18 protein-coding genes are annotated in these 20872 nt (G+C 44.4%); 10 read left to right on the forward strand and 8 right to left on the reverse strand.

Features of this window, described 5'->3' with window-relative positions; genetic code table 11:
• Positions 1 to 12: 12 nt before the first annotated feature.
• Both trmB and ACFQ21_RS27380 read left to right on the forward strand, forming a co-directional pair.
• Positions 13 to 666, forward strand: a complete 654-nt coding sequence (gene trmB / locus ACFQ21_RS27375) for a tRNA (guanosine(46)-N7)-methyltransferase TrmB (RefSeq protein ID WP_377585212.1) — start codon at positions 13 to 15, stop codon at positions 664 to 666.
• A 16-nt stretch (positions 667 to 682) separates the two neighbouring features.
• Positions 683 to 1186, forward strand: coding sequence for a tetratricopeptide repeat protein (locus tag ACFQ21_RS27380; protein ID WP_377585215.1), 504 nt, complete (start codon positions 683 to 685; stop codon positions 1184 to 1186).
• A 27-nt stretch (positions 1187 to 1213) separates the two neighbouring features.
• Here the strand turns inward: ACFQ21_RS27380 and ACFQ21_RS27385 are convergent, their stop codons facing one another.
• A complete protein-coding gene (locus ACFQ21_RS27385) occupies positions 1214 to 3496 on the reverse strand; it encodes a TonB-dependent receptor (protein ID WP_377585218.1) in 2283 nt (760 codons plus the stop codon).
• Positions 3497 to 3651: 155 nt separating this feature from the next.
• On the opposite strand from ACFQ21_RS27385, the gene ACFQ21_RS27390 reads away from it, so the two are divergent.
• Positions 3652 to 4314 (forward strand): metal-dependent transcriptional regulator, encoded by a 663-nt coding sequence (locus tag ACFQ21_RS27390; RefSeq protein WP_377585221.1) that lies wholly within the window; start codon positions 3652 to 3654, stop codon positions 4312 to 4314.
• Positions 4315 to 4340: 26 nt separating this feature from the next.
• On the opposite strand, the gene ACFQ21_RS27395 is transcribed toward ACFQ21_RS27390, so the two are convergent.
• Positions 4341 to 7613, reverse strand: coding sequence for a two-component regulator propeller domain-containing protein (locus ACFQ21_RS27395; RefSeq protein WP_377585224.1), 3273 nt, complete (start codon positions 7611 to 7613; stop codon positions 4341 to 4343).
• 520 nt (positions 7614 to 8133) lie between these two features.
• Between ACFQ21_RS27395 and ACFQ21_RS27400 the strand changes: the two genes are divergently transcribed.
• The 3 genes from ACFQ21_RS27400 (at position 8134) to ACFQ21_RS27410 (ending at position 10885) form a co-directional block, all read left to right on the forward strand.
• On the forward strand, positions 8134 to 8991 hold the full coding sequence (locus ACFQ21_RS27400; RefSeq protein WP_377585226.1) for a UDP-2,3-diacylglucosamine diphosphatase: 858 nt from the start codon (positions 8134 to 8136) through the stop codon (positions 8989 to 8991).
• Entirely contained in the window at positions 8988 to 9977 is a 990-nt protein-coding gene (locus ACFQ21_RS27405; RefSeq protein ID WP_377585229.1) for a glycosyltransferase family protein, read from the forward strand. The genes ACFQ21_RS27400 and ACFQ21_RS27405 overlap by 4 nt, the downstream gene beginning before the upstream one ends.
• Positions 9978 to 10195: 218 nt before the next feature.
• Positions 10196 to 10885, forward strand: a complete 690-nt coding sequence (locus ACFQ21_RS27410; protein WP_377585232.1) for a response regulator transcription factor — start codon at positions 10196 to 10198, stop codon at positions 10883 to 10885.
• An 8-nt stretch (positions 10886 to 10893) separates the two neighbouring features.
• Here the strand turns inward: ACFQ21_RS27410 and ACFQ21_RS27415 are convergent, their stop codons facing one another.
• The 4 genes from ACFQ21_RS27415 to ACFQ21_RS27430 all read right to left on the reverse strand — a co-directional run bounded on the left by ACFQ21_RS27415 (position 10894) and on the right by ACFQ21_RS27430 (position 13694).
• Positions 10894 to 11433 (reverse strand): OmpH family outer membrane protein, encoded by a 540-nt coding sequence (locus ACFQ21_RS27415; RefSeq protein WP_377585235.1) that lies wholly within the window; start codon positions 11431 to 11433, stop codon positions 10894 to 10896.
• Positions 11434 to 11533: 100 nt separating this feature from the next.
• Positions 11534 to 12307, reverse strand: a complete 774-nt coding sequence (locus tag ACFQ21_RS27420; protein ID WP_377585238.1) for a helix-turn-helix domain-containing protein — start codon at positions 12305 to 12307, stop codon at positions 11534 to 11536.
• A 25-nt stretch (positions 12308 to 12332) separates the two neighbouring features.
• Positions 12333 to 13037 carry a hypothetical protein gene (locus ACFQ21_RS27425; protein ID WP_377585241.1) on the reverse strand — a complete coding sequence of 235 codons (705 nt, stop codon included), beginning with the start codon at positions 13035 to 13037 and terminating at the stop codon, positions 12333 to 12335.
• A 72-nt stretch (positions 13038 to 13109) separates the two neighbouring features.
• Complete coding sequence (locus tag ACFQ21_RS27430; protein ID WP_377585244.1) at positions 13110 to 13694, reverse strand: Crp/Fnr family transcriptional regulator; 585 nt, start codon at positions 13692 to 13694, stop codon at positions 13110 to 13112.
• A gap of 170 nt (positions 13695 to 13864) precedes the next feature.
• On the opposite strand from ACFQ21_RS27430, the gene ACFQ21_RS27435 reads away from it, so the two are divergent.
• Complete coding sequence (locus ACFQ21_RS27435; protein ID WP_377585247.1) at positions 13865 to 15796, forward strand: tetratricopeptide repeat-containing sensor histidine kinase; 1932 nt, start codon at positions 13865 to 13867, stop codon at positions 15794 to 15796.
• A 159-nt stretch (positions 15797 to 15955) separates the two neighbouring features.
• Here ACFQ21_RS27435 and ACFQ21_RS27440 read toward each other — a convergent pair whose 3' ends face one another.
• Entirely contained in the window at positions 15956 to 16522 is a 567-nt protein-coding gene (locus ACFQ21_RS27440; RefSeq protein ID WP_377585250.1) for an N-(5'-phosphoribosyl)anthranilate isomerase, read from the reverse strand.
• An 81-nt stretch (positions 16523 to 16603) separates the two neighbouring features.
• Between ACFQ21_RS27440 and ACFQ21_RS27445 the strand changes: the two genes are divergently transcribed.
• Genes ACFQ21_RS27445 through ACFQ21_RS27455 form a run of 3 tightly spaced genes read left to right on the forward strand, consistent with a single transcriptional unit; the run spans position 16604 to position 19561 of the window.
• Positions 16604 to 17302 carry a hypothetical protein gene (locus tag ACFQ21_RS27445; protein WP_377585252.1) on the forward strand — a complete coding sequence of 233 codons (699 nt, stop codon included), beginning with the start codon at positions 16604 to 16606 and terminating at the stop codon, positions 17300 to 17302.
• Positions 17268 to 18914: a S8 family peptidase gene (locus ACFQ21_RS27450; RefSeq protein WP_377585255.1), complete on the forward strand. Its 1647-nt coding sequence runs from the start codon at positions 17268 to 17270 to the stop codon at positions 18912 to 18914. Before ACFQ21_RS27445 ends, ACFQ21_RS27450 begins: the two co-directional genes overlap by 35 nt.
• A gap of 35 nt (positions 18915 to 18949) precedes the next feature.
• On the forward strand, positions 18950 to 19561 hold the full coding sequence (locus ACFQ21_RS27455; protein WP_377585258.1) for a hypothetical protein: 612 nt from the start codon (positions 18950 to 18952) through the stop codon (positions 19559 to 19561).
• Positions 19562 to 19713: 152 nt separating this feature from the next.
• Here ACFQ21_RS27455 and moeB read toward each other — a convergent pair whose 3' ends face one another.
• Complete coding sequence (gene moeB, locus ACFQ21_RS27460) at positions 19714 to 20871, reverse strand: molybdopterin-synthase adenylyltransferase MoeB (RefSeq protein ID WP_377585261.1); 1158 nt, start codon at positions 20869 to 20871, stop codon at positions 19714 to 19716.
• Between the last annotated feature and the right edge of the window lies 1 nt (position 20872).

The raw sequence follows: 20872 nt of genomic DNA on the forward strand, positions 1-20872 counted from the left end.
ATATAAATTTTTGTGAAGCGTAAACTCGAACGTTTTAAGATCATCGAAGAAAGAACTAACGTGATCGAACCTACCAAACCGATCTATAAAACAATTAAAGGAAAGTGGCGGGAAGAACATTTTAAAAATGATAAACCGATAACCGTAGAATTGGCGTGTGGTCGTGGAGAATATTCCGTAGGACTCGGCCGACTTTTCCCGGAACGCAATTTTATAGGTGTAGATGTAAAGGGTGAACGAATATGGAAGGGGAGCACCGTGGCAGTAGAAGAGAACCTGACCAACGTGGCTTTTCTGCGTACGCATATACTGTTGATTGAGAATTTCTTTGAACCCGGTGAGATTGATGAAGTGTGGCTTACCTTTCCCGATCCGCGTCCGACCAAGCGTGACATAAAAAGACGCTTGACAAGTCCGCGTTTCATGGAGATGTATAAACGCTTGTTGAAACCCGGAGGCTATGTGCGCTTGAAAACAGACAACACGATTCTGTATGAGTATACATTAGAAGAAGCGCAGAACCGGACTGACATCGGCGATCTGAAATTTACAAACGATGTATATGCTTCCGAACTTCGTCCGGAATGTTTTGATATAAAGACACGTTACGAAGAAGCGTTTGCCGCCAAAGGAGAGACTATAAAGTATCTTCGTTTTCACTTTTAATATTTAACTTTCGGTTATGAGCGACACGACTAATTTTTACCTCGAAGAAAAATTCCTGAGTGCTGACCGCATGATCAGTGAAGGACGATTAAGTGAAGCAGCACACCTGTTGGAAGAGATACTGGCGGAAGCACCTGATTTCGGAAAAGCACATAATCACCTGGGTTGGCTCTACGAAACTAAATTTAAAAACTATGCGCAGGCCGAAGAACATTACCGGCTCGCCATAAAATTCTCGCCCGAATACCCGGCAGCATACTACAACTATTGCTATTGTCTTTCTACACTTCGCAAGTATGACGACCTCGAGCGTGTACTCGAACTCGCCATCAAAGTATCCGGCATCAGCTATGCAACTATCTACAATGAATATGGATTGCTCCGCGAAGCACAGGGTAAACTTGACGATGCCATTCACTACTTCCGCCTGCATATACAAAACTCGTTCGATGCCAAGAGCATCGAAACTGCTGCAGACTCCATCAAGCGTTGTGAACGAAAGAAGCAACTGATTGGCTAGACGCCAGATACAAAGACTGCAGGCTGGTCACGGCTGATTTAAGGTGTAGCGTGCCCCGATAAATCCGCGTATACCCTGGTTGGGTGCAAATACATAGGAGGGATCGAACGTAAGCGCATGCGGATTGTCGGCCGTTGCTACCACCTGTCCATTGCCATCGAACTGTACATAGCGATCAAACGGATCAAACGGACGTGCTATACTATTGACCGGTGGCGTATAGTTTAACAGGTTTTTAATACCTCCATATACTTCCCAGCCTTTTTGAAATTTCCGTGTGACCTGAATGTTCTGTATACTCCACCATGGAGAATACTCCGCGCGGTTGTCGAGTTCTCCCAGTAAAGGAAGTCGCATCGGGCCATATACATTGCCGGTATAGTCAATCGAAAAACCAGAATTCCCGAAAGTATATCCTGCATTCCACACACCCGAGAACCGTTCAGTTAGCAGCTGCTGATAGGTTTCACCGTTTTCAGTTACCACTACGTCCTGCGCTGTAAACCCGGCCAGTATTTTTAAGCCGTTCGCCCAGGATACATCAACGTTCATTGACACACCTTTGGATACAGCCGAGCCATCCAGGTTGCTATAGATGATTTTGTTGGGATCTGTTTCATAGTCCGGAATAATGCGGTTGGTAAAGTATGTATAGAACGCGCTTGCATCGATACCTATAAAAGTGCCGGTTGCAGTATATATCTTTTTCACAACGTTCAGGTTAGTGTTCCACGATGTTTCCGGCTTTAGCGATTCGGTAAATATTACTTGCCGGGCGCCTGTCAGTGCAGCATGGTCTTCGGTAAAGACATTCGCTACACGGTAACCATTTCCTGCGCTAAGTCTCACAACAGTTTGTTTGTTGCGCGTTGTCCATTTATAGTTTAGCCGAGGTGAAAAGATAGCGCCATGAACACTGTTGTGATCGTAGCGAACACCCAGCAAAAGGTCGTTGAATTCGCTCAGCTTGATTTGATCCTGCGCGAAAACACCCGGCAGAGATGTAACAGAAGGGTTATTACCGTCTGTCCCCACCGTGGCAGGCGTGTTGTCGTCATAGAAGGTATACCGGTAGGCTGTACCCAGTAATACAGCATGGCGCTGTCCAAGTTGCTTGTTCCAGGTTAGTTGTCCAAATGCTATATATTGATCGGCATCGTAAGACGTTGTTCCATAGAATGAATTCTGGTTGTGTCCGTTGGCACTGAATTGAAAATTTATATTCTCTTCTACTGGCAGTTGGTAAATGCCAAACGTTTCCCAGCGACTTGTATATATACTTTCACCATAAATTTCATCACTTCCCCGGTATTCAGGTGTCCATCGCATATCGCCTCCCCAGCGGTCTTCATAATTATACCGCGCGGCTATTGACAATGTTTTGTTATCCTTGCGTTGTATTTTCCACTTGTTGAAAACGGAAATTCTGTTTTGCAGCGTAACATCTGTAAAGTTATCGTGATTGTTATCGATGCGGTTTTGATAGTTGAAGTAATTTACGCCCAATAAACTCTGCGCTTTTTCACCGTGGTTAAATTTAATGCCGAGGTCGGTATTTACTTCCGCCCACGATGATCCCATTACGTCAACGGATAGTATAGGAGCGCGCGCGGGGTTCTTTGTAATAACGTTGATCAGTCCACCGACAGCTTCCGAGCCATAGAGTGTAGAGGCAGGACCTTTCACAATTTCCATACGCTCAATCAATGCCTGCGGTATACCGGTGAGACCATACACCGTGGACAGTCCGCTCACGATAGGCATACCGTCAATAAGGATCATGGTATAAGGACCTTCCAGGCCATTGATATGAATATCGCCCGTATTGCAGACGTTACAGTTAAGCTGCGGCCTGACGCCATTTATATTTTGCAAAGATTCGAACAGGGAAGGAGTGGGGTTAGCTCTGAAAAAAGAGGAAGTATATACTTCCACCGGCACCGGGCTGTCCATACGACTTACTTCTTTCATGGTGCCGGATATCACTACTTCCTGCAATTCAGATACCGATTCCTTCAATATAAAATCGAGTGTAATGGTCTCATTCTTTTCAGACAGAGACACCTCACGGCTCTGCGGTTCATATCCTACAGCAGAAGTTGTCACAGTATAATGTCCAAACGGAATGTTGCGAATGGTAAATATGCCGGATTCATCTGTAACGTCTGCGAGTGAAGAGCCCTTCACCATAATACTGACAAAAGGTAGGGGCTGCCCATGTTCGGTAACTTTTCCGGAAATAGTCCCGGCCTGTCCAAAGGCCTGAATGTGGTATATAATAATAAGAGTTGTAAAAATATTTATTTTCATTATTGTTAAATTAAAATTTATATTAATAAAATTATAAAGTTAGATTTATCTAACAAATTATTCCGCTGAGAAATATTTATATCTTTGACAATTACAGCTGAAAAACGGATAACAATTAGCGGTATAACCGATAACTATAATTACGGAAAGAGTTGATGGCTTCGCAAACAGAGGAGAATTACCTGAAAGCTTTATTTAACCTGGCCAATGAGCAGGGGGAGATCAGTGCAACCGACTTAAGCAATGTACTTGAGGTAAGTACACCTACGGTAAACAGCATGGTTCGGAACCTTTGCAAGCAAGGGCTTGTAAACTATGAAAAGTATAAACCCATTTCGCTTACAGCTAAAGGTAAGCGTGAGGCTGCACTGGTAATACGAAAGCACAGACTTACCGAAATGTTCCTGGTTGAGAAAATGGGATTTGGCTGGGAGGTAGTGCATGAAATAGCTGAGCAGATTGAGCACATTCAGTCACCAGCATTCTTTGATCGAATGGATGAACTGTTGGGTAATCCTACGATTGATCCGCACGGATCTCCCATCCCCGATAAGAATGGAAAGATCGTTTGGAAATCGTATCAAAAACTTTCAGACTGCAAGCCTGGCGATACAGTAAGCCTATCGGCACTAACACATTCATCCGAAGACTTCCTGATATTCTTAAACGGCAAGAAACTACATCTCGGTGTAGTCATCAAAATCGAATCTATCGAAAAGTATGATGGAAGCATGACCATTACATACCTGAAAAAATGCCGCGAAGTTTTGAGTAACGTAGTATGCGAGAAATTACTCGTGGAGAAAGCGGGGAAGTGATCATTGTTAATAAACACCCATGCGCATTACCCACCCGCTCCGGGAGTATGTTTAAAAAAGAGATGAAAGGTTGAGCCTTCATCAGGTTTACTTTCCACATCAACTTTGCCACCCATCGCGGTCATCTGCGTTTTAACCAAATATAGGCCCATGCCTTTTCCTTCAATATGTAAATGAAAACGGCGATATAGTGTAAAGATCTTGTCCTTATATAAGGCCGTGTCCATACCGAGTCCATTGTCTTGTATCGTTACGTGAAAGTAATTATCCTTTACTTCCGAGCGAATGCTCACGACCGGCTTTCTTTCCGGGTGCCTATATTTAATGGCATTGCCGATCAGGTTCAGTAATATACTATCGAGGTAAGCCTTCACAGTCCAGACCGTAGCACCGTTCGAGAAATCTTCGACAAATATAGTTTGTGTGTCCTGTATCTCTTTCTCCATGTTTATCTTGATGAGGCGCAACTCTTCTTCCAGGTTCACAGGTGCAATTACCGATGCCGAGTTTCTCCGCGCTTCGAGCACGGTGTTGAGATCTTTTACAACACGATCGAGCTCTTCTGTGGTAAATACAATCTTATCCACAATCATCATGGCCTCTTTCAAATCGTTGTGACAGATGTTCAATATATGACCGAGGCCCAGTATCCTCGCTACAGGTGCGCGCAAGTTATGAGCCGAGATGAAAGCGAACTGTTCCAGTTGCTGATTATATTCAACCAAATCACGTGTTCGTTCTTCAACCTGTGCCTCGAGTGTTTCGTTTCGTAATGTTATTTCTTCGTTCTGTTTCTCGATTGTCTCACGGGCTTTTTGCAGCTCCACATTTTGTGCTGATACGATATCGCGTTGTGCCGATATTTCTTCCTGGCTCTGAATCAGTTCTTCATTCTGTTGTTCCAGTTCTTCGGTTCGCTTCTGTACCTGTAGCTCCAACATCCTGTTATGCCGTTTGATGTTACGAACGCGCAATTTATAGATAGCGACAGCAACTGCTGTGAGCACAAATATACCGGTCAGTTTTGCCCACCATGTGCCCCACCACGGTGGCAGTATACGGATTACCAGGGTAGCACCTTGTTCATTCCAGACGCCATCGTTGTTACTGGCTTTTACCCTGAAAGTATATATATTCGGATCAAGGTTGGTAAACATAACCGATCGCTGGTCGCCTACATAATTCCAATCGGAATGAAAACCCTCGAGTTTATAGGCATACTGATTTTTATCGGGAGCGGTAAAATTGAGCGCTACATATTTTAACGAAAAGAAGTTATACTCGGGAGGAAGTGTCAGTATTTTCGTTTCGCTGATCTGCCGTTGCAATATACCTCCGAGATCACCCGGTCTGACAGGTTCATTGAGAATGCCGAGTTCAGTTATGAAAACTCCCGGTGCAAAGAGATTGTCGCGCACGCTGTCGGGATTGAAAACAGTAATGCCTTTACCGCCAAAGAGGAATTGATTGTTCCTATACCGAAGGCTTGCGTTGGCTTTATAGTCGTTGCTGGGTAAACCATCGGCGACATCGTAATTTCGAAATATACCCGTGTCGGGATTGAACCGCGATATGCCGGCCGAGGTGCTCAGCCACAAGTTACCATGATCATCTTCGAGCATAGCCTGTATCATATTGTTACGTAATCCATCGCGCGTAGTATATCTCTTTTTGAACGTGCCATTGATGAGAAGATGCAGACCTTTACGGGTACCAACCCACAGCCGCCCCTGGCTGTCTTCAAATATACTGGTACACAGACCACTTACCTGTACCGAGTCCGGGTGTGTTGCTGTCTCAAACCGCGTCAGACTTTTTTTTGCAGGATCGTATTGTAATAGCTCTTCGATGGTGCCTATCCAGATATTTCCTTTTTTGTCTTCGTATATAGTATGTATATAGTTGTTGAATTCAAATTGCCTTTCTCGGATATATTCGAAAGTACCTGCACGTTCATCGGATAGTACATTCAGACCATCATACGTGCCAACCAGTATCTCATGCGTTTTACTGGATTGTGATATGGCAAATACATTGGGATTGGAAAGAGAACCTCTGCGTTTTTCATCCGGCATATAGTGCACGAAGTTGTCGTGTACCTCATCATAGCGATTGAGGCCGCCTCCCCAGGTACCTATCCAGATACGTTGTTGTGTATCCTCGTATATAGCAAGTACAGGATTAGCCTGCAGACTTTCTTTGGCAGTTGTATGTTTATAGTATTTTATACCGCTCGCCGATTTCATGATTAATCCGCCTTCTGTGCCAACCCATAAGCGGTTCTTCGAGTCAAGTATGATCGCTTTTACGTTGTTGTTTTCCATGGGTATATCAACCTCCATGAATTTTTCATGCATCCTGTCTATAACTGCTACACCATTGGAAAAGGTGCCTACCCATACGCGTCCCTCGCGGTCTTTATAGAGTGCGTGAATGGAATTATCCGGCAGCGATTCCGGATCATTTTTGCTGGCTTGAAATGTTAGTAATTCATTGGTAATGGTATTCAGCCTGCAGAGGCCGCCATTTTCTGTGCCGATCCAAAGGTAATTTCTGTCCATGCAAACATTCAATACATCGTCTATCGGCAGGGCAGGAGTGGTGCCTGAATTATAGAGTATATATTTATTCCTCGCTATATCATATTTTTGTACTCCTCCGCGTGCGGCAACCCATAAATTGTTATTGCCATCTTTTACAGCCCGCTGAAGCCTTATCGGAGGGCCTTGCTGACGTATATATTTCTCTTTCAAATTCCAGCGAAAGAGTCCGACTCCACGAACTCCCACCCAGAACTCATGATCAGATGCCGGGATGAGGGCGTGTACCGGGTTGCGTGAATTGAGAAGTTCGTAGTATTGATTACGACCGTTTCGCTTACTTATTTGTTCAGCAAAAGCTTTGTCATGACGTAAACCTGCAATCCATACACTGGTATCGTCTTCGTGGAATTCAGCTACCTCGCAGTCAAACGAGTATTGCGGCAGTCGTTTGAAATTATCCTGCTCACGATTATAGATGTGAAGACCACCACTGCTTGTGCTCACCCACAGTACACCACGTTTGTCTTCAAACAATTTAAGAATAACATTTTTCGACAGACTCGTTGTATCATTCGGAATATTTCGATACACCGTTATCTCATAACCATCGAACCGGTTGAGTCCGTCTTCTGTACCGATCCACAAAAAACCACGTGAATCTTGCAGGATGCTTGACACATGCGGGTTTGATAACGCAGCCGCTATCCTCGAGAATTTAACTTTTTCCAACGGAGATTGGGAGAAAGCTTCGTTCATCAAAAAAGAGCAAAGCAATAGCGTACGTAGGAAGTGGTTCCTGAGCATATTGGTGCGTGCAAACACAGCAGATGAATATACAAATTTTCGAGCGAAGAAATCCTATAATTTTATTCCAGGCTCCAGGTCTGCCAACACGGATCTGATGTTGATGATTATCGAATACAGGTTTTACGGATATTTTTATATAACAGTGATCGCAAAATTATAGTATATATATAGTGTAAAACCAGGAAGCGTAATGTAAAGAAGATAGCGTTTGATGTTTAGATTTTTTTCAGGCCGAAATTGGATTATGTTTGCTTACATTTTGTTAGTTCTTAACAGGAGATTACGTGACTGACAAGTAATAAAATTAACCGTGGATATAATCAATAACGAATATCCGTTAACAATTTCATAACAACCAAGATCATCTCAATTCACAATGGCACTTTACCTTTGCAGCAAAGAACTTCTTCATAGGTTTGGGGATTCCCCGAGAGACATTCGTGTCTTGGGGAATCATTATTTATAACCAATGGGCAAGAAAAAGAAACGAGAGCTGGAACTCGTCATTTTATCAGATATACACCTTGGCACCTACGGCTGTCATGCGGAGGAGTTGTTGCGTTATCTCAAAACCATCAAGCCGAAGAAAGTTATACTCAATGGCGACATCATCGACATGTGGCAGTTCAGTAAACGCTACTGGCCCAAGTCGCACATGCAGGTGATCAAGCACATTATGGGCCTGCTCTCCAAAAATACCAAAGTAATATATCTTACCGGTAACCACGATGAAATGCTGCGCAAGTTTGCCGGCCTGCGTCTAGGCTCATTTGTTATCGACAATAAAATTGTACTAAAACTAAACGGCAAACGTGCCTGGGTTTTTCATGGTGATGTATTTGATGTTACCATGCAATACTCCAAGTGGCTTGCCAAGTTGGGAGCCATTGGTTATGATACGCTCATCCTGATCAACACCATGGTCAACTGGTTTTTGCTGAAATTAGGGAGGGAAAAGATATCGCTTTCCAAGCGCGTGAAAGATAGTGTGAAGTCTGCTGTAAAGTTTATCAACGACTTTGAGAAAACTGCCGGAGATATAGCCATTGAAAATGGTTATGACTATGTTGTGTGCGGCCATATCCATCACCCTGAAATGAAAAGAATCGCCACCGATAAAGGTGAAGTGATGTACCTGAACTCAGGCGACTGGATTGAGAACCTTTCGTGCCTGGAATATGATGGTACGAACTGGAGCATTTATAGGTATGCCGAAGATAAAGTTGCCCAGGCCATAAAATTACCGAAACGATTTCGAGGTGACAGGCTCGATAACGATGAAATTTTTCGCGACCTTGTCAACGAATTTTTAACGGTTAAAAAGTGAAAATCCTATTTGCTATTCAAGGTACAGGTAACGGTCACCTGGCCCGCGCGGAAGATGTCATCCCGGTGCTGCAACAGTATGGCGACCTCGATCTGTTCATCAGTGGTGCCCAGGCCGATATAAAATTACCCTATCCGGTAAAGTATAAATCCAAAGGTCTCAGTTTCTTTTTCGGAAAGAGCGGGGGTATAGATTTCCTGCGAACCTTCAAGCAAAACAGCTCCAAAGAGGTATATAAAGAGATCAAGAAATTCCCGGTGGAGAAATACGACCTGGTCATAAACGACTTTGAACCAATCAGTGCGTGGGCTTGTCGCAAGCGCGATATACCCTGCGTGGGACTCAGCCATCAGTCGGCATTGCTTTCATCGAAAGTGCCAACACCGAAGAAGATAGATCCCGTAGGAGAATGGGTGTTGCATAACTACGCGCCCGTTGAAAAGTATGTATCGTTCCACTTTGAGCGCTACGACAAGAATATATATACACCGGTTATCCGCTCTGCTGTGCGGGAGAGTAACAATGTAGAAAAGGAACATTATACCGTATATCTCCCTTCGTACGATGATAAGAAGCTGGTGCCGTTACTGGCGAAGATCCCGAAGATAAAGTGGCACATTTTCTCAAAGCACGCAAAAAAGCCGTATCACATCGGTAAACTTTCTGTATACCCGGTTAATAAAGATGAATTTGCCGAGAGCATGACATCTGCAAAAGGCGTACTGTGCGGTGCGGGTTTTGAAACACCGGCCGAAGCTTTATACCTGGGCAAGAAGTTAATGGTGGTGCCTATGAAATCGCAGTTGGAACAGCATTACAATGCCGCATCCCTGAAACAACTCGGTGTACCCGTACTGAAAAAAATGCGCAAGCGAAACATAGAGAAGATCGTAGAGTGGATTGAAACCGACAAGCGCGTCACGGTACAATATGATAACGTTACTGCCGAAGCCGTAGAACGGGCCGTGAAGCTGGGTAGAAGCTGATATACTATATATCGTTGTCCGGTATTCGTTACAGGTTATCCGTTAAATTACTTTTCTATAGATACACTGCGCAGAGACATTAGTATCTGCGCAGTGATTTTACTTGTAGCATGCAGCTCACAACTCAAAGCTATTTTCAGCTATATTTCAACATTTCGTAATCCCCATATAAACATCCGGTAACGTTTGTCTTGTATTTTGCCTGGAGAAGAAAAGTTATGAGAGAGAAAAAACATTTCCGGGTACTGGTGGTTGATGATGATAAGGATATTCTTGAGTTACTGGAGTATAACCTGGAGAAAGAAGGGTTTACGGTAAAGACCATTGATGAAAGCCAGGATGCAGTAGCCGTGGCAAAAGATTTTTCCCCCGATCTAATTATCCTGGACATAATGATGCCGCACCCGAATGGCATCGAAATATGCCGCGAGCTGCGAAGCATGAAACGCTTTGCCGATACCTATATATTCTTTCTCACGGCCAAGTCAGAAAATTATTACCACGAAGCGGCACTCGATACGGGCGGTGATGACTATATCGAGAAAGTTATCGGCCTGCGTGCGCTTACCTATAAAGTTGCCACGGTACTGAAGCGTAAGTTTGTGATCCGTAAAAGTATAGCAGAACTGAAGATCGGCAACCTGCGCATTCATCGCAAGTCCAATTCGGTGCAGATCGGGGATGACGAAATTACCCTGAGCAAACCTGAGTTCGAGTTGCTGTTCTTCTTCGCGCAGAATCCCAGCAAAGTAATTTCACACGAAAACCTGCTTCAGAATATATGGGGTTCGGAGATATACCTGTTCGATACCTCCATCGATGTATATATCCAGAACCTCCGGAAGAAGTTAGGCATAAATCTCATTCATCGCACCAGCGATAATCGTTACCGGCTGGATCACCGGTAAGTATATAATTAATTCCGTTTTTCAGAGGCAGGTGGTACTACGCCCAGTTTTTGCAATACGAGATTCGAGATGTTATACTTCTGATCGCTGAACAACAACACATCACCACCACCAAGCATTTGCGGGTTGATGATATAGGAATAACCGTGTTCAGTGGCTACCGCTTCTATAGCTTGTCCTACTTTCGTGAACACCGGTGTAATGAGTTCATGCTGTTTCTTCTCGATGGATGCCTGGGCATTACGTCTGAAATTCTCAAGGTTCTCCTGCAGGTATGCCAGTTCCGATTCCTTATCCTTGCGTATAGCTTCGGGTGTATCAGCCGGTAAAGACTGATACGATTTATACTTTGCTTCGAACTCCTGGGTTTTTAGTTTTAACTGGTTTTGTAATTGAGCCTCGTACGTTTTTAAGTCAACTTCAATTTGTTTGTATTCCGGCAAGTGACTGAAGATATACTCCCAGTCAGCGTGACCAATTTTCTGATTGTTCTGCGCCTGTAGGGAAACAGGTATCAACATCAAAACGCAAAAGATCTGATTCATCATAGACAGTAAAATAGTTAATGTACACCGCAGGCGTCTTTGCTATGATGATTGCTATTCCGAAAAAGTTTATCGGTATAGTAAATATTTTTACAGGGGGAAGCTACCAGAACTTGGAAGACTTGAAGAAAGCGTTGGGTGTTTCACCTGTAAATGACTTGAAGTCTTTTATAAAATGTGCCTGATCAAAATAACCGGCAGCATGCGCGGTATCGGTCAGACTTTGCTGAGCGGCATGCGAATCGATAACATGGCGCATGCGCAGTAACGCTGCAAATTGTTTAGGAGATGTGCCTACTATGCGTCTGAACTTTTTCTCAAACGGATCGCGACTGATGGGTAAATCTGAGAGTAGCTCCTGTATACGAATGATCCCGTTGGCTGACCTGATCGTTTGAATGGCATGGTTGATCAGGCTGTCCGGTAAAGCAGGTCTTAACTTCGAAAGCAGGAAGCGTTCCATCGTTGAGATGCGTGCAGCATGGCTTCGTGCTTCAGCAAGTTGCTCTTCAATATATATAAGTTCAGTACGCGGTAACAGATCATCCAGCGATATACTGGTCTCAAACAATTCATGCAGGGGCTCGCGAAAGAAAGCCGTTGCGCCTCCCGCATGAAACTTCACCAGCAGAATGGAAGTCTTCTTTGCATAGTCCATGATGCGTGGCGACTTGCGAACACCCGAAATTACCGAGAGCGGCAGAATACCCGTTTCATCCTGCTGCGTATACCGTATACTGCCGTTGAAACGGAACGCCATGATCAGTGATGCTTCCGGTAAAATTTTATTCACCATGCCCGATTCACTTTCAATGATCGTGAATGTTTTGATGAACGGCCTGAGTTCATCACGCGGTGAATAATTTTCTATACGCATGCTTACCAAATGTAATGAATTTCCATTACACCGAAACAACGCGACTCGCACGCGTAGTTCCATCGAGTAGTAATTTTCGGATGGTAACAAGGTGTGCGAATAACACGAGCGGAACCACACAGCAAGGCAACCAGGTAAACGGAAAGTATAGCACGGCTATATTGGGCTGATCGAACGCAAGTTGTTGAAACGGCATCGGGGCGGATAGGATAGCCGTTGTAACGATGTTAGCCAGCAGGCCCAGGCAGATAAAATTCCAGAGAAGGATTATATGCTTGTTGATGCGCTTCGTTACAAAGCCAAAGTAATGGATGACAGGAGCTGTAAGACCAGAAAGTATGTCGAGGTTTCTCCCTTCAAAGGTCATGATCTCGGGTATAGTTTTGTGCAGACAGAGTAAATATAGCACGATCTCGACCGGCACACGTATCGCATGCAGCAACGTTAGTGCTTTCGGATCGAGGCTGTCGATATAGCGTTTCCCGATAGTGGTAACAAACAGTAATATAATAAGCAGCAACGGTGGTAATATCAGCAATGGAAAGCGGGGAGGGAAGGCATCGGTATGGGTATAAAATCCCGTGAGCGATACGATGGATTGAAAGATCAGCCAAAGTGCAACAAGCACTATAGAAACCTTCGAGTTTCGGCTGGCTTTATAAAACAGATATATAGTCAGCAGCGTGGTAACTCCGAAGAGTATACTTATATAAAGAGGTAGTGTTTCCATGGGTAGTGTATTTTGATACAAAGGAAACACGCGCCCGGGACTTTAATCTTGCCAAATGACAAGAAATCACGATCATTGTTTTTTGGTAAGTTCTTTTCGAATGCGACTTAAGGAAGAATCGGTTATACCCAGGTACGATGCAATATATTTCAGCGGTACATGCTCAAACAATTTCGGGTTGGTCTGCAGCAAGTGTGCGTAACGTTCTTCAGCCGTTTCGGTGATCATGGAAAGCATGCGTACTTTCAGTGAAGCAAATCCTTTAACCAACACCGAGCGTCCGAACTCGCGGAACTCCTGCAGTGAATGGAATAGCATATTGAGTTGCGCGTACGTAATATACCAGCCCTCGCAATCCGTAAGCGCCTGTATATTTTCTTTAGATATAGTCCGGTTAAAAAAAGACGACACTTCAAACACCACCTGGTTGCCGGCATAGAAGTTCGTGGTAACATCGTTGCCATCTGTATCATATGCAAAGGCGCGAAGGAAACCGCTTCGCATAAAAAAGTATTCATCGCTGAGCTGACCTTCCGTAAGCAGGAATTGATTCCGGGCAATGCTCTTCGGTTTGAAATGATCCGCTATAATTTCAGCCTTTTCACGCGAGATGTGATTGGTAGCGGTAAGAAACAGAATCAGTTCTGTTTTGTCCATCTTTTTGTCATGAATATAAACATTCATCAACAGATCGTCACGCTTTTTTCGAGCGCTGTTCGCTTATCATGTAGGTATAACTGACAGATGCGCAACGCATGCTTATTATATCATTTAATATACTATCTTGTATGTTAATATCCCGCAGTATATTAACTTAGGAATAAGTTATGCGATACTTTACCGCACCTGAATTGAAGCAATGGATGGTTGCCAGTGTGATCATTGTGAACCTGATTTCAGGCAGGGCCATTGGACAATCGATTCCACAGTATATAACAAAACTCGAAAACGCTTCTACCGCGCAGGAATTTGAAAAAATTTTCGGGGAGATGATGACGTTGTTTCATGCTGGTAAAATGCCTTTTAAAGATGATGACGTTACGGTCATCGTAAACATTGCCCGGAGCAAATCATTTTCTGAAAGTATATTACCCAGTGTATACGGCTGGGCCGGTACCATGTTTGGCAATGGACGGATGAATGACGCTATTGTTTATTTCATGGAGAGCGCCATGCTGTTTAGAAAACAGCACAAACCGGTTGGCGAATCACTCAGCTATTTTGAGATTGCATTGATACAACATAAAGCTGAAAACTATGAAGAGGCAAAAGAATATTATAGCAAAACGCTGGCGGTAGGTAAAGATTCCTTGTATCACCGAACGCTTATCAATTGCTATAACGGCCTCGCGTTGATCCTTCGCGAACAAGGTATGTATGACCAGGCGCTGCCGGATTTCAGAAAGGCCTACAACATTGCTATCAACAAAAAAGATACCGCCTGGATTGCGATACTGGCCGGCAACATCGGAAGTATACATTTGCGTGAACAGCATTACGACAGCAGTCTGCATTATTATTACCGTAACCTGGCACTGATCAGGAATACAACGGAAACAGAAAATATAATCGAAACGTATGCCCACCTCGGCAGACTTTACCTGTTAATGAAAAATTACCGCATGTCCTTTCGTTATCTGGACAGCGCGCAGTTTGTCATTGAAGGACGTAAGATCAAGTTCAATGACTTTTTTAACCCGATGGACTATATCCACGAATCGTACGCCAATTTATATAGTGATATCGGTGACTATAAAAAAGCATTTGAGCATCAGAGCAAATCGCACCAGATCGGTAAAGAAAAGCAACGGCTTATCAACAGTCGCAATCTCAAACAACTGCAGGCTTCGCAGGCATTCCGGCAAAAACAGAGCGAACTGGAACTACTGCAGCAGATCAACGAAGCCAATATTGCCACCATCAGTCAGCACCGGTATGTGCAGATAGCTTTTTGCATCATTATTATACTGATGAGTATACTGGCCTATATAGCGTTTAATACCAGCAAAGTTCGTAAGAAACTGAATATAGAGTTGTCTCATTCCAACGAAGAGCTCGGCAGACTGAATCGTATCAAAGACCAGTTGTTCTCGGTGATCAGTCACGATCTGCGCGGTCCTATCGCAAACCTGCAAGCCGTAGTTGATCTCTATCGAATGGGAGGTGTTACTGCGGAGCAATTCGGAAAGTTACTGGATGATCTGAACGATCAGATCAAAGCATCTGGCAATGCGTTGGAGAATTTGTTGCAGTGGGCCCGAACGCAGCTCGGTGACATTAAGATTACTCCCGGCAAAATTGTTTTGAAAGATATAGCCGATCGCGTAGTAACTCAGTTGAAGCGAAACCTCGAGATAAAAAAGATAGCATATGAAAATCAATTGACAGCTGACGTTATAGCCTGGGCTGATAAAAACCAGGTTGAGATTGTTATCCGGAATCTGATCGGTAACGCGATCAAGTTTACGCAGGAGGGAGGTATGATCAGAATTTCGGGAACGGTCCACAGCGATGGCGTAAAGCTGATGATTGAAGACAATGGCATCGGCATGACCGAAGAAGAAACAGGAAAGCTATTTCACCGCGATGAATACTTCACCCGACCAGGTACACGCCAGGAAAAAGGCACCGGCATCGGATTGCTGATCTGCAAGGAAATGGTAGTTAACAACGGAGGCTCCATTGACGTAACCAGCAGCAAAGGCCGGGGAACTATATTTACGGTAACACTCCCCCGCGAACCGAAGAACCGCTGCTGATAGTATATATAGCTTCGAGCTGTCAGCTTGTGAGCCTCGAGTTAAAATGCAAGTAAAATTATGGGAGAGATTTTCTTGCAGCCAGAAGTTTTTTTCCAGCAGCTTGCAGCCAGTAGCCTTTTATTCTCGCAGCTCGCAACTCAAAGCTTACAAGCTATTTCAATTGTCCTCTTCCAGCAACTCCAGTATCTCCGACAGTTCGTTGTACTGCTTCAGGCCGGGTTTGATTTCGTTGCTGCCGCTGAGCGCGATGCCATGGATATATTGCTGGTCGATGCGCTGGATGTTTTCCGTTGATTCTACGGTGAGCAATATTTCATGGTCGTTGGCAAGTTGCGCAAGGTCGCTGCGCTCATGCACGAGTATAAAATTAGGTTCCGTTTCAATCGAAGCGAGTGTTTCGCCTGTGTCGATGGAAAGTATAAAAGGAAGACTGATGTGATCTTTTAATACCCGCCACTCTTTTTTACCGAACTCAAGGTAATCCGGGCGGTAATTCTCAAGAATGGCGACAAGCTGGTCAGCGTGCGTTATACCATATACCTCGGCCACGATCTGCGGCCCGGTAACCCAGCCTCGTATTTCCTGAAATGATTTTGGACTAATGTAGTTCTCTTGTCCTTCTATTACACGAAAGCCCAGCAAATCAACGCCCATGCCTGCGCAATACCGCGCATCGCTCAGGTTGGTTATGCTGCCTACTTTTACGAATGTTTTTAATGCCATAGTTAAAATGCTCTGGAAAAAATAACTTTGAACTGTTTACGTTCAAATTCGAGCGCGGATTTAAAGAAAAATGGTTAATCAGTGAAGCATTTTCTCAGATTTTTAATTTTACCCCTCCTCACGGGCGTTCTGGTGGTCGCCTGCGATTCGTCAGATAATGACACATCACCGGGCACGGGTACCGAGTATTTCCCTCTTAAAACTGGTTCTTACCTCGTTTATGATGTGAGCGAGATCATATATACCCTCAGTGTACCCGAAACTTTACAGTACCAGCTCAAGGTTGCCATGGTCGACAAATTTCTAAACAGCGAGGGAGACAGCACGTTCGTGATCCACCGCAGCAGGCGTAACATCGCAGCAGATAACTGGACGTACCAGGACACTTGGTCGGTGCGGAAGAACGAGCGAGAAGTTGTTATGAGTGAAGGCAACGTGAGTTATGTAAAACTGAAATTACCGGTGCGCCAGAATATGGAGTGGGACGGTAATGCCTATAACACGTTGGGTGAAGATGAATATACGCTGGAAGAATTGAAAGTATCCAAGACCTATAACAACCAGACGTTTGAAGATTGCATCACGGTAAATCAAAATGATAATGACGACTTTATCGTTTTTCTCGATCAGCGCAAAGAGGTATATGCAAAAGATATAGGCCTCGTTTATAAAGAAACAACCCAGCTGCATTATTGTACACAGGATGATTGTCTGGGCCAGCAGAAAGTAGAGAGCGGTACCATCTATGAGCAGACTATTACAACGTATGGCGTGGAGTAGAGCAGTATATATAGTGGGCCTGGTGCTTGTGAGTGTTACTGCGTGGGGGCAGACGAACCGGTATGTGGTAATTTTTAAAGATAAAGCGGCATCGCCCTATAGCATTTCCAATCCTTCTGAATTTCTGTCGCAACGGGCTATCAACCGCAGAGAACAACAGGGTATATCGGTTACCGAGCAGGATCTGCCGGTAAATATAGCCTATATACAGGCCTTGAAAGATGCCGGAGCGGATGTCTTTTATAAAACACGGTGGCTCAATGGTGTTTTGGTTCAATGCGATGCATCCCTTATAGCAACGCTAACAGGTTTGTCATTTGTAGAGCGTGTGGAATATGTGGCACCCAACGCCAAGCTTATGACGAATGGTCGAAAGAAATCCAACCCCCGCGCGCGCACCTCGAAAGTAGCAGACATTACCCAAACACAACTCGGCATGGTAGGCATTGATGATATGCATGCAGACGGCAACCGCGGTGAAGGAATGATCGTAGGTATATTTGACAGTGGTTTTCAAGGGGTGAATGTAAATGAGCCCTTTCAGCCACTCTTCGCTGAGAACCGCATTGACCTGACCGTATCACACGATCTTGTATACAATACGAAAGATATATTTCAGTACGATGAACATGGTGCTGAAGTGTTCTCGGTAATTGCAGCCTACCAGGAGGGAACCTATACCGGTGGCGCCTATAAAGCAAGCTACCAGCTTTTTGTTACTGAAGATGTAAACACCGAATATAGAATAGAAGAGTATAACTGGCTGTTCGCTGCCGAGATGGCTGACAGTGCAGGGGTTGATGTGATCAATTCATCACTAGGGTATAATACGTTTGATGACGCATCGATGGACTATACCAAAGCTGCCATGAACGGAAAGACTGCCGTGATAACGCGTGCCGCACAATGGGCAGCCGACCGCGGTATAGTAGTAGTATGCAGTGCCGGTAATGAAGGAGCAGGCTCGTGGCAAATTATTACAGCACCGGCCGATGCAGAAGATGTACTGGCCGTAGCATCTGTAACGAGCACAGGCGTTCGGGTAGCATCCAGCTCCAAAGGACCGAGTCCTGCGATTGATGGTGTTATTAAGCCAGATGTAGCAGCCATGGGCTCCAACACAAGTGTTATACTTCCGAGTGGCGCGGTTGGTTCAGCTTCCGGCACATCGCTGGCAGCACCAATCATCACAAGTCTCGTAACAGGTATATGGCAACAGTACCCATCACTTACCAATAAAGAATTACTGGATATAGTCCGGCAATCCGGTTCGCAGGCCAGCACGCCTGATAATTTACTGGGCTACGGTATACCGAATTACCTCACCGTAGAAACACTGCTGCAATCCATGCGCGAAAATCCGTTCAGAGTATATCCCAATCCGGTGGTCGATGATACTTTGTCCATTAAACCCTATAGCACTTCCGAAGTATCAACATGCCAGATTGAATTTATATCCCCGAAAGGACAATTGCTATTTACAGGTGACTTGAGTTTCTCAAAAGAGAATCCCGCATATACCTTGAGTGTAGAATCACTCGCTTCGGGACTGTATATATTGCGTATCAAGTGGGGGGATGATGTGGCTACGCATCGGATCGTTATCCGTTAATCGTTGTGTCGGGTAAAGAATGAATTAGTATTGATATGATTATTTTCGGAACGAAGTCCACTCATTTAACAACGCAGAATATTTCAGGACAATGTAAGAACTGTGGTACGAGTAACAGCCTTCAATTAAGTGCTTTTCAGAAATATGTTCATGTATTCTGGATACCTACTTTTCCTGCAGGCAGGGAATATGTGACTCAATGCAGTCATTGCAGGAACGAATTAGTGAATGGTGGTGAAATTCGATTTGCCTCTAAAACAGCTTATGACGAGATCAAGTATCACCTAAAAACTCCCCTTTGGATATATACGGGCGTGGCTTTGATTGCTGTTTTAGTTATGTATTCAATAATAGAAGAATACAAAAAGGATGAGAACAACAAGGTATTCATCCAATCGCCAACGAAAGGTGATGTTTACAAAGTTAAAACCGAAGAAGGACAATATAGTTTATTGAAGGTGTCGCGAGTTAACGGTGATACAATTATCGTTTTTCAAAATAATTATGTAGCAACACAAGCCCGTAGTTTAACGGAACTAATAGCTCAGGGCGACTCAACCTATAGCACTGAATCATACCCGATCTTGAAAGACGATATTGTTAAAATGTTCGAGAAGAAGGATATAATTGATGTCGTCAGAGAGTAATACTATACGGTGACATTCTCCTTTATTGAACGGGTATAAATCCAAACCGCTAAGAAGGTACAGAAGTCACGGAGAGATTTTTTCTTCGTGACTTCTGTGCCTTCTTCGTGTTCTCAGTGGTTTGGATTTTATATTTCACGAACGGCTAAAACCTAGTACGTAGGCATATCCGGATCAATCTCCTTCGCCCAGGCGAGAATGCCGCCTTTCAAATTATAGAGATTAGTAAAGCCGTGATTTTTTTCAAGCCACTGCACCATGTTGCCACTGCGTGCACCGCTGCGACAATGAACAATTACCTGTTTATCTTTTTCAATTCTGTCAATGCTGTGCGGCACTTCTGCCTGAGGAATCAGTTCGCCTCCCAGATTGCAGATGTCGAATTCATGTGGTTCACGTACATCGATCAATTGAAAATCTGCTTTGGAGTCCATGAGCTCTTTTAACTCCTGTACGGTTACTTCTTTCATTGTATTCTCGTGATTAAGGTTCAAAGATTTATTTTTCCCGTCATTAATGCCACAAAATTCATCATAATCCACTAAATGTTTTATGCTATGGCGGGCTTGCCGGTCGGCAATCGTGATAATATTCTGTTCCAGGGTAGCACTGTCGAGCAGTAACAGTTTGTTGGCAAGCGGTTCGCCTATGCCGGCAACAATCTTGATGACTTCATTGGCCTGCATACAGCCGATCATACCTGGCAACACACCAAGCACACCGGCCTGTTCACAATTCGGAGTGCTGGCAGGATCAGGCGGCTGCGGAAAGAGATCACGGTAATTGGCACTGAAGTTACCGGCAGCATCCCTATAATTGAATACTGCCACTTGTCCTTCAAACCGAAGTATAGATCCGTATACAAAAGGTTTACCGAGCAGCACACATGCATCATTGATCAGGTAACGTGTCGGGAAGTTGTCGGTGCCATCCAGCACCACATCATAGTTCCGGATAACATCGAGCGCGTTCTCGGCACGCAGCGCGAAGGTGTAGCCCAGGAGTTGTATTGCGCTGTTAAGCGCCTTTAACCGATCGATGGCAGCGAGGGCTTTTGATCGCCCTATATCGGCCTCGGTATAAAGCACTTGTCGCTGCAGGTTAGAAATATCCAACGTGTCACCATCAACAATACCAATCGTACCAATGCCGGCAGCAGCGAGGTAGAGCAGGGCAGGCGAGCCCAGTCCCCCGGCACCGACAACGAGTACTTTTGCATCTTTTAGTTTTTGTTGGCCTTTCGTACCAAAATCCTGCAACACAAGGTGCCGGCTATACCGTTTATGATCTTCGTTGGTTAACTTGCTCATT

Source organism: Ohtaekwangia kribbensis, from assembly GCF_042676245.1.
GTDB lineage: Bacteria > Bacteroidota > Bacteroidia > Cytophagales > Cyclobacteriaceae > Ohtaekwangia > Ohtaekwangia kribbensis.

Bases quoted from the DNA above. Each gene is read 5' to 3' on its own strand.
- ACFQ21_RS27435 (WP_377585247.1), top strand. From the start codon at position 13,865: ATGCGATACTTTACCGCACCTGAATTGAAGCAATGGATGGTTGCCAGT.
- ACFQ21_RS27395 (WP_377585224.1), bottom strand. From the start codon at position 7,613: ATGAACGAAGCTTTCTCCCAATCTCCGTTGGAAAAAGTTAAATTCTCG.
- ACFQ21_RS27450 (WP_377585255.1), top strand. From the start codon at position 17,268: ATGAGCAGACTATTACAACGTATGGCGTGGAGTAGAGCAGTATATATA.
- ACFQ21_RS27410 (WP_377585232.1), top strand. From the start codon at position 10,196: ATGAGAGAGAAAAAACATTTCCGGGTACTGGTGGTTGATGATGATAAG.
- ACFQ21_RS27425 (WP_377585241.1), bottom strand. From the start codon at position 13,037: ATGGAAACACTACCTCTTTATATAAGTATACTCTTCGGAGTTACCACG.
- ACFQ21_RS27400 (WP_377585226.1), top strand. From the start codon at position 8,134: ATGGGCAAGAAAAAGAAACGAGAGCTGGAACTCGTCATTTTATCAGAT.
- ACFQ21_RS27385 (WP_377585218.1), bottom strand. From the start codon at position 3,496: ATGAAAATAAATATTTTTACAACTCTTATTATTATATACCACATTCAG.
- ACFQ21_RS27440 (WP_377585250.1), bottom strand. From the start codon at position 16,522: ATGGCATTAAAAACATTCGTAAAAGTAGGCAGCATAACCAACCTGAGC.
- moeB (WP_377585261.1), bottom strand. From the start codon at position 20,871: ATGAGCAAGTTAACCAACGAAGATCATAAACGGTATAGCCGGCACCTT.
- ACFQ21_RS27380 (WP_377585215.1), top strand. From the start codon at position 683: ATGAGCGACACGACTAATTTTTACCTCGAAGAAAAATTCCTGAGTGCT.
- ACFQ21_RS27415 (WP_377585235.1), bottom strand. From the start codon at position 11,433: ATGATGAATCAGATCTTTTGCGTTTTGATGTTGATACCTGTTTCCCTA.
- ACFQ21_RS27420 (WP_377585238.1), bottom strand. From the start codon at position 12,307: ATGCGTATAGAAAATTATTCACCGCGTGATGAACTCAGGCCGTTCATC.
- ACFQ21_RS27390 (WP_377585221.1), top strand. From the start codon at position 3,652: ATGGCTTCGCAAACAGAGGAGAATTACCTGAAAGCTTTATTTAACCTG.
- ACFQ21_RS27455 (WP_377585258.1), top strand. From the start codon at position 18,950: ATGATTATTTTCGGAACGAAGTCCACTCATTTAACAACGCAGAATATT.
- ACFQ21_RS27430 (WP_377585244.1), bottom strand. From the start codon at position 13,694: ATGGACAAAACAGAACTGATTCTGTTTCTTACCGCTACCAATCACATC.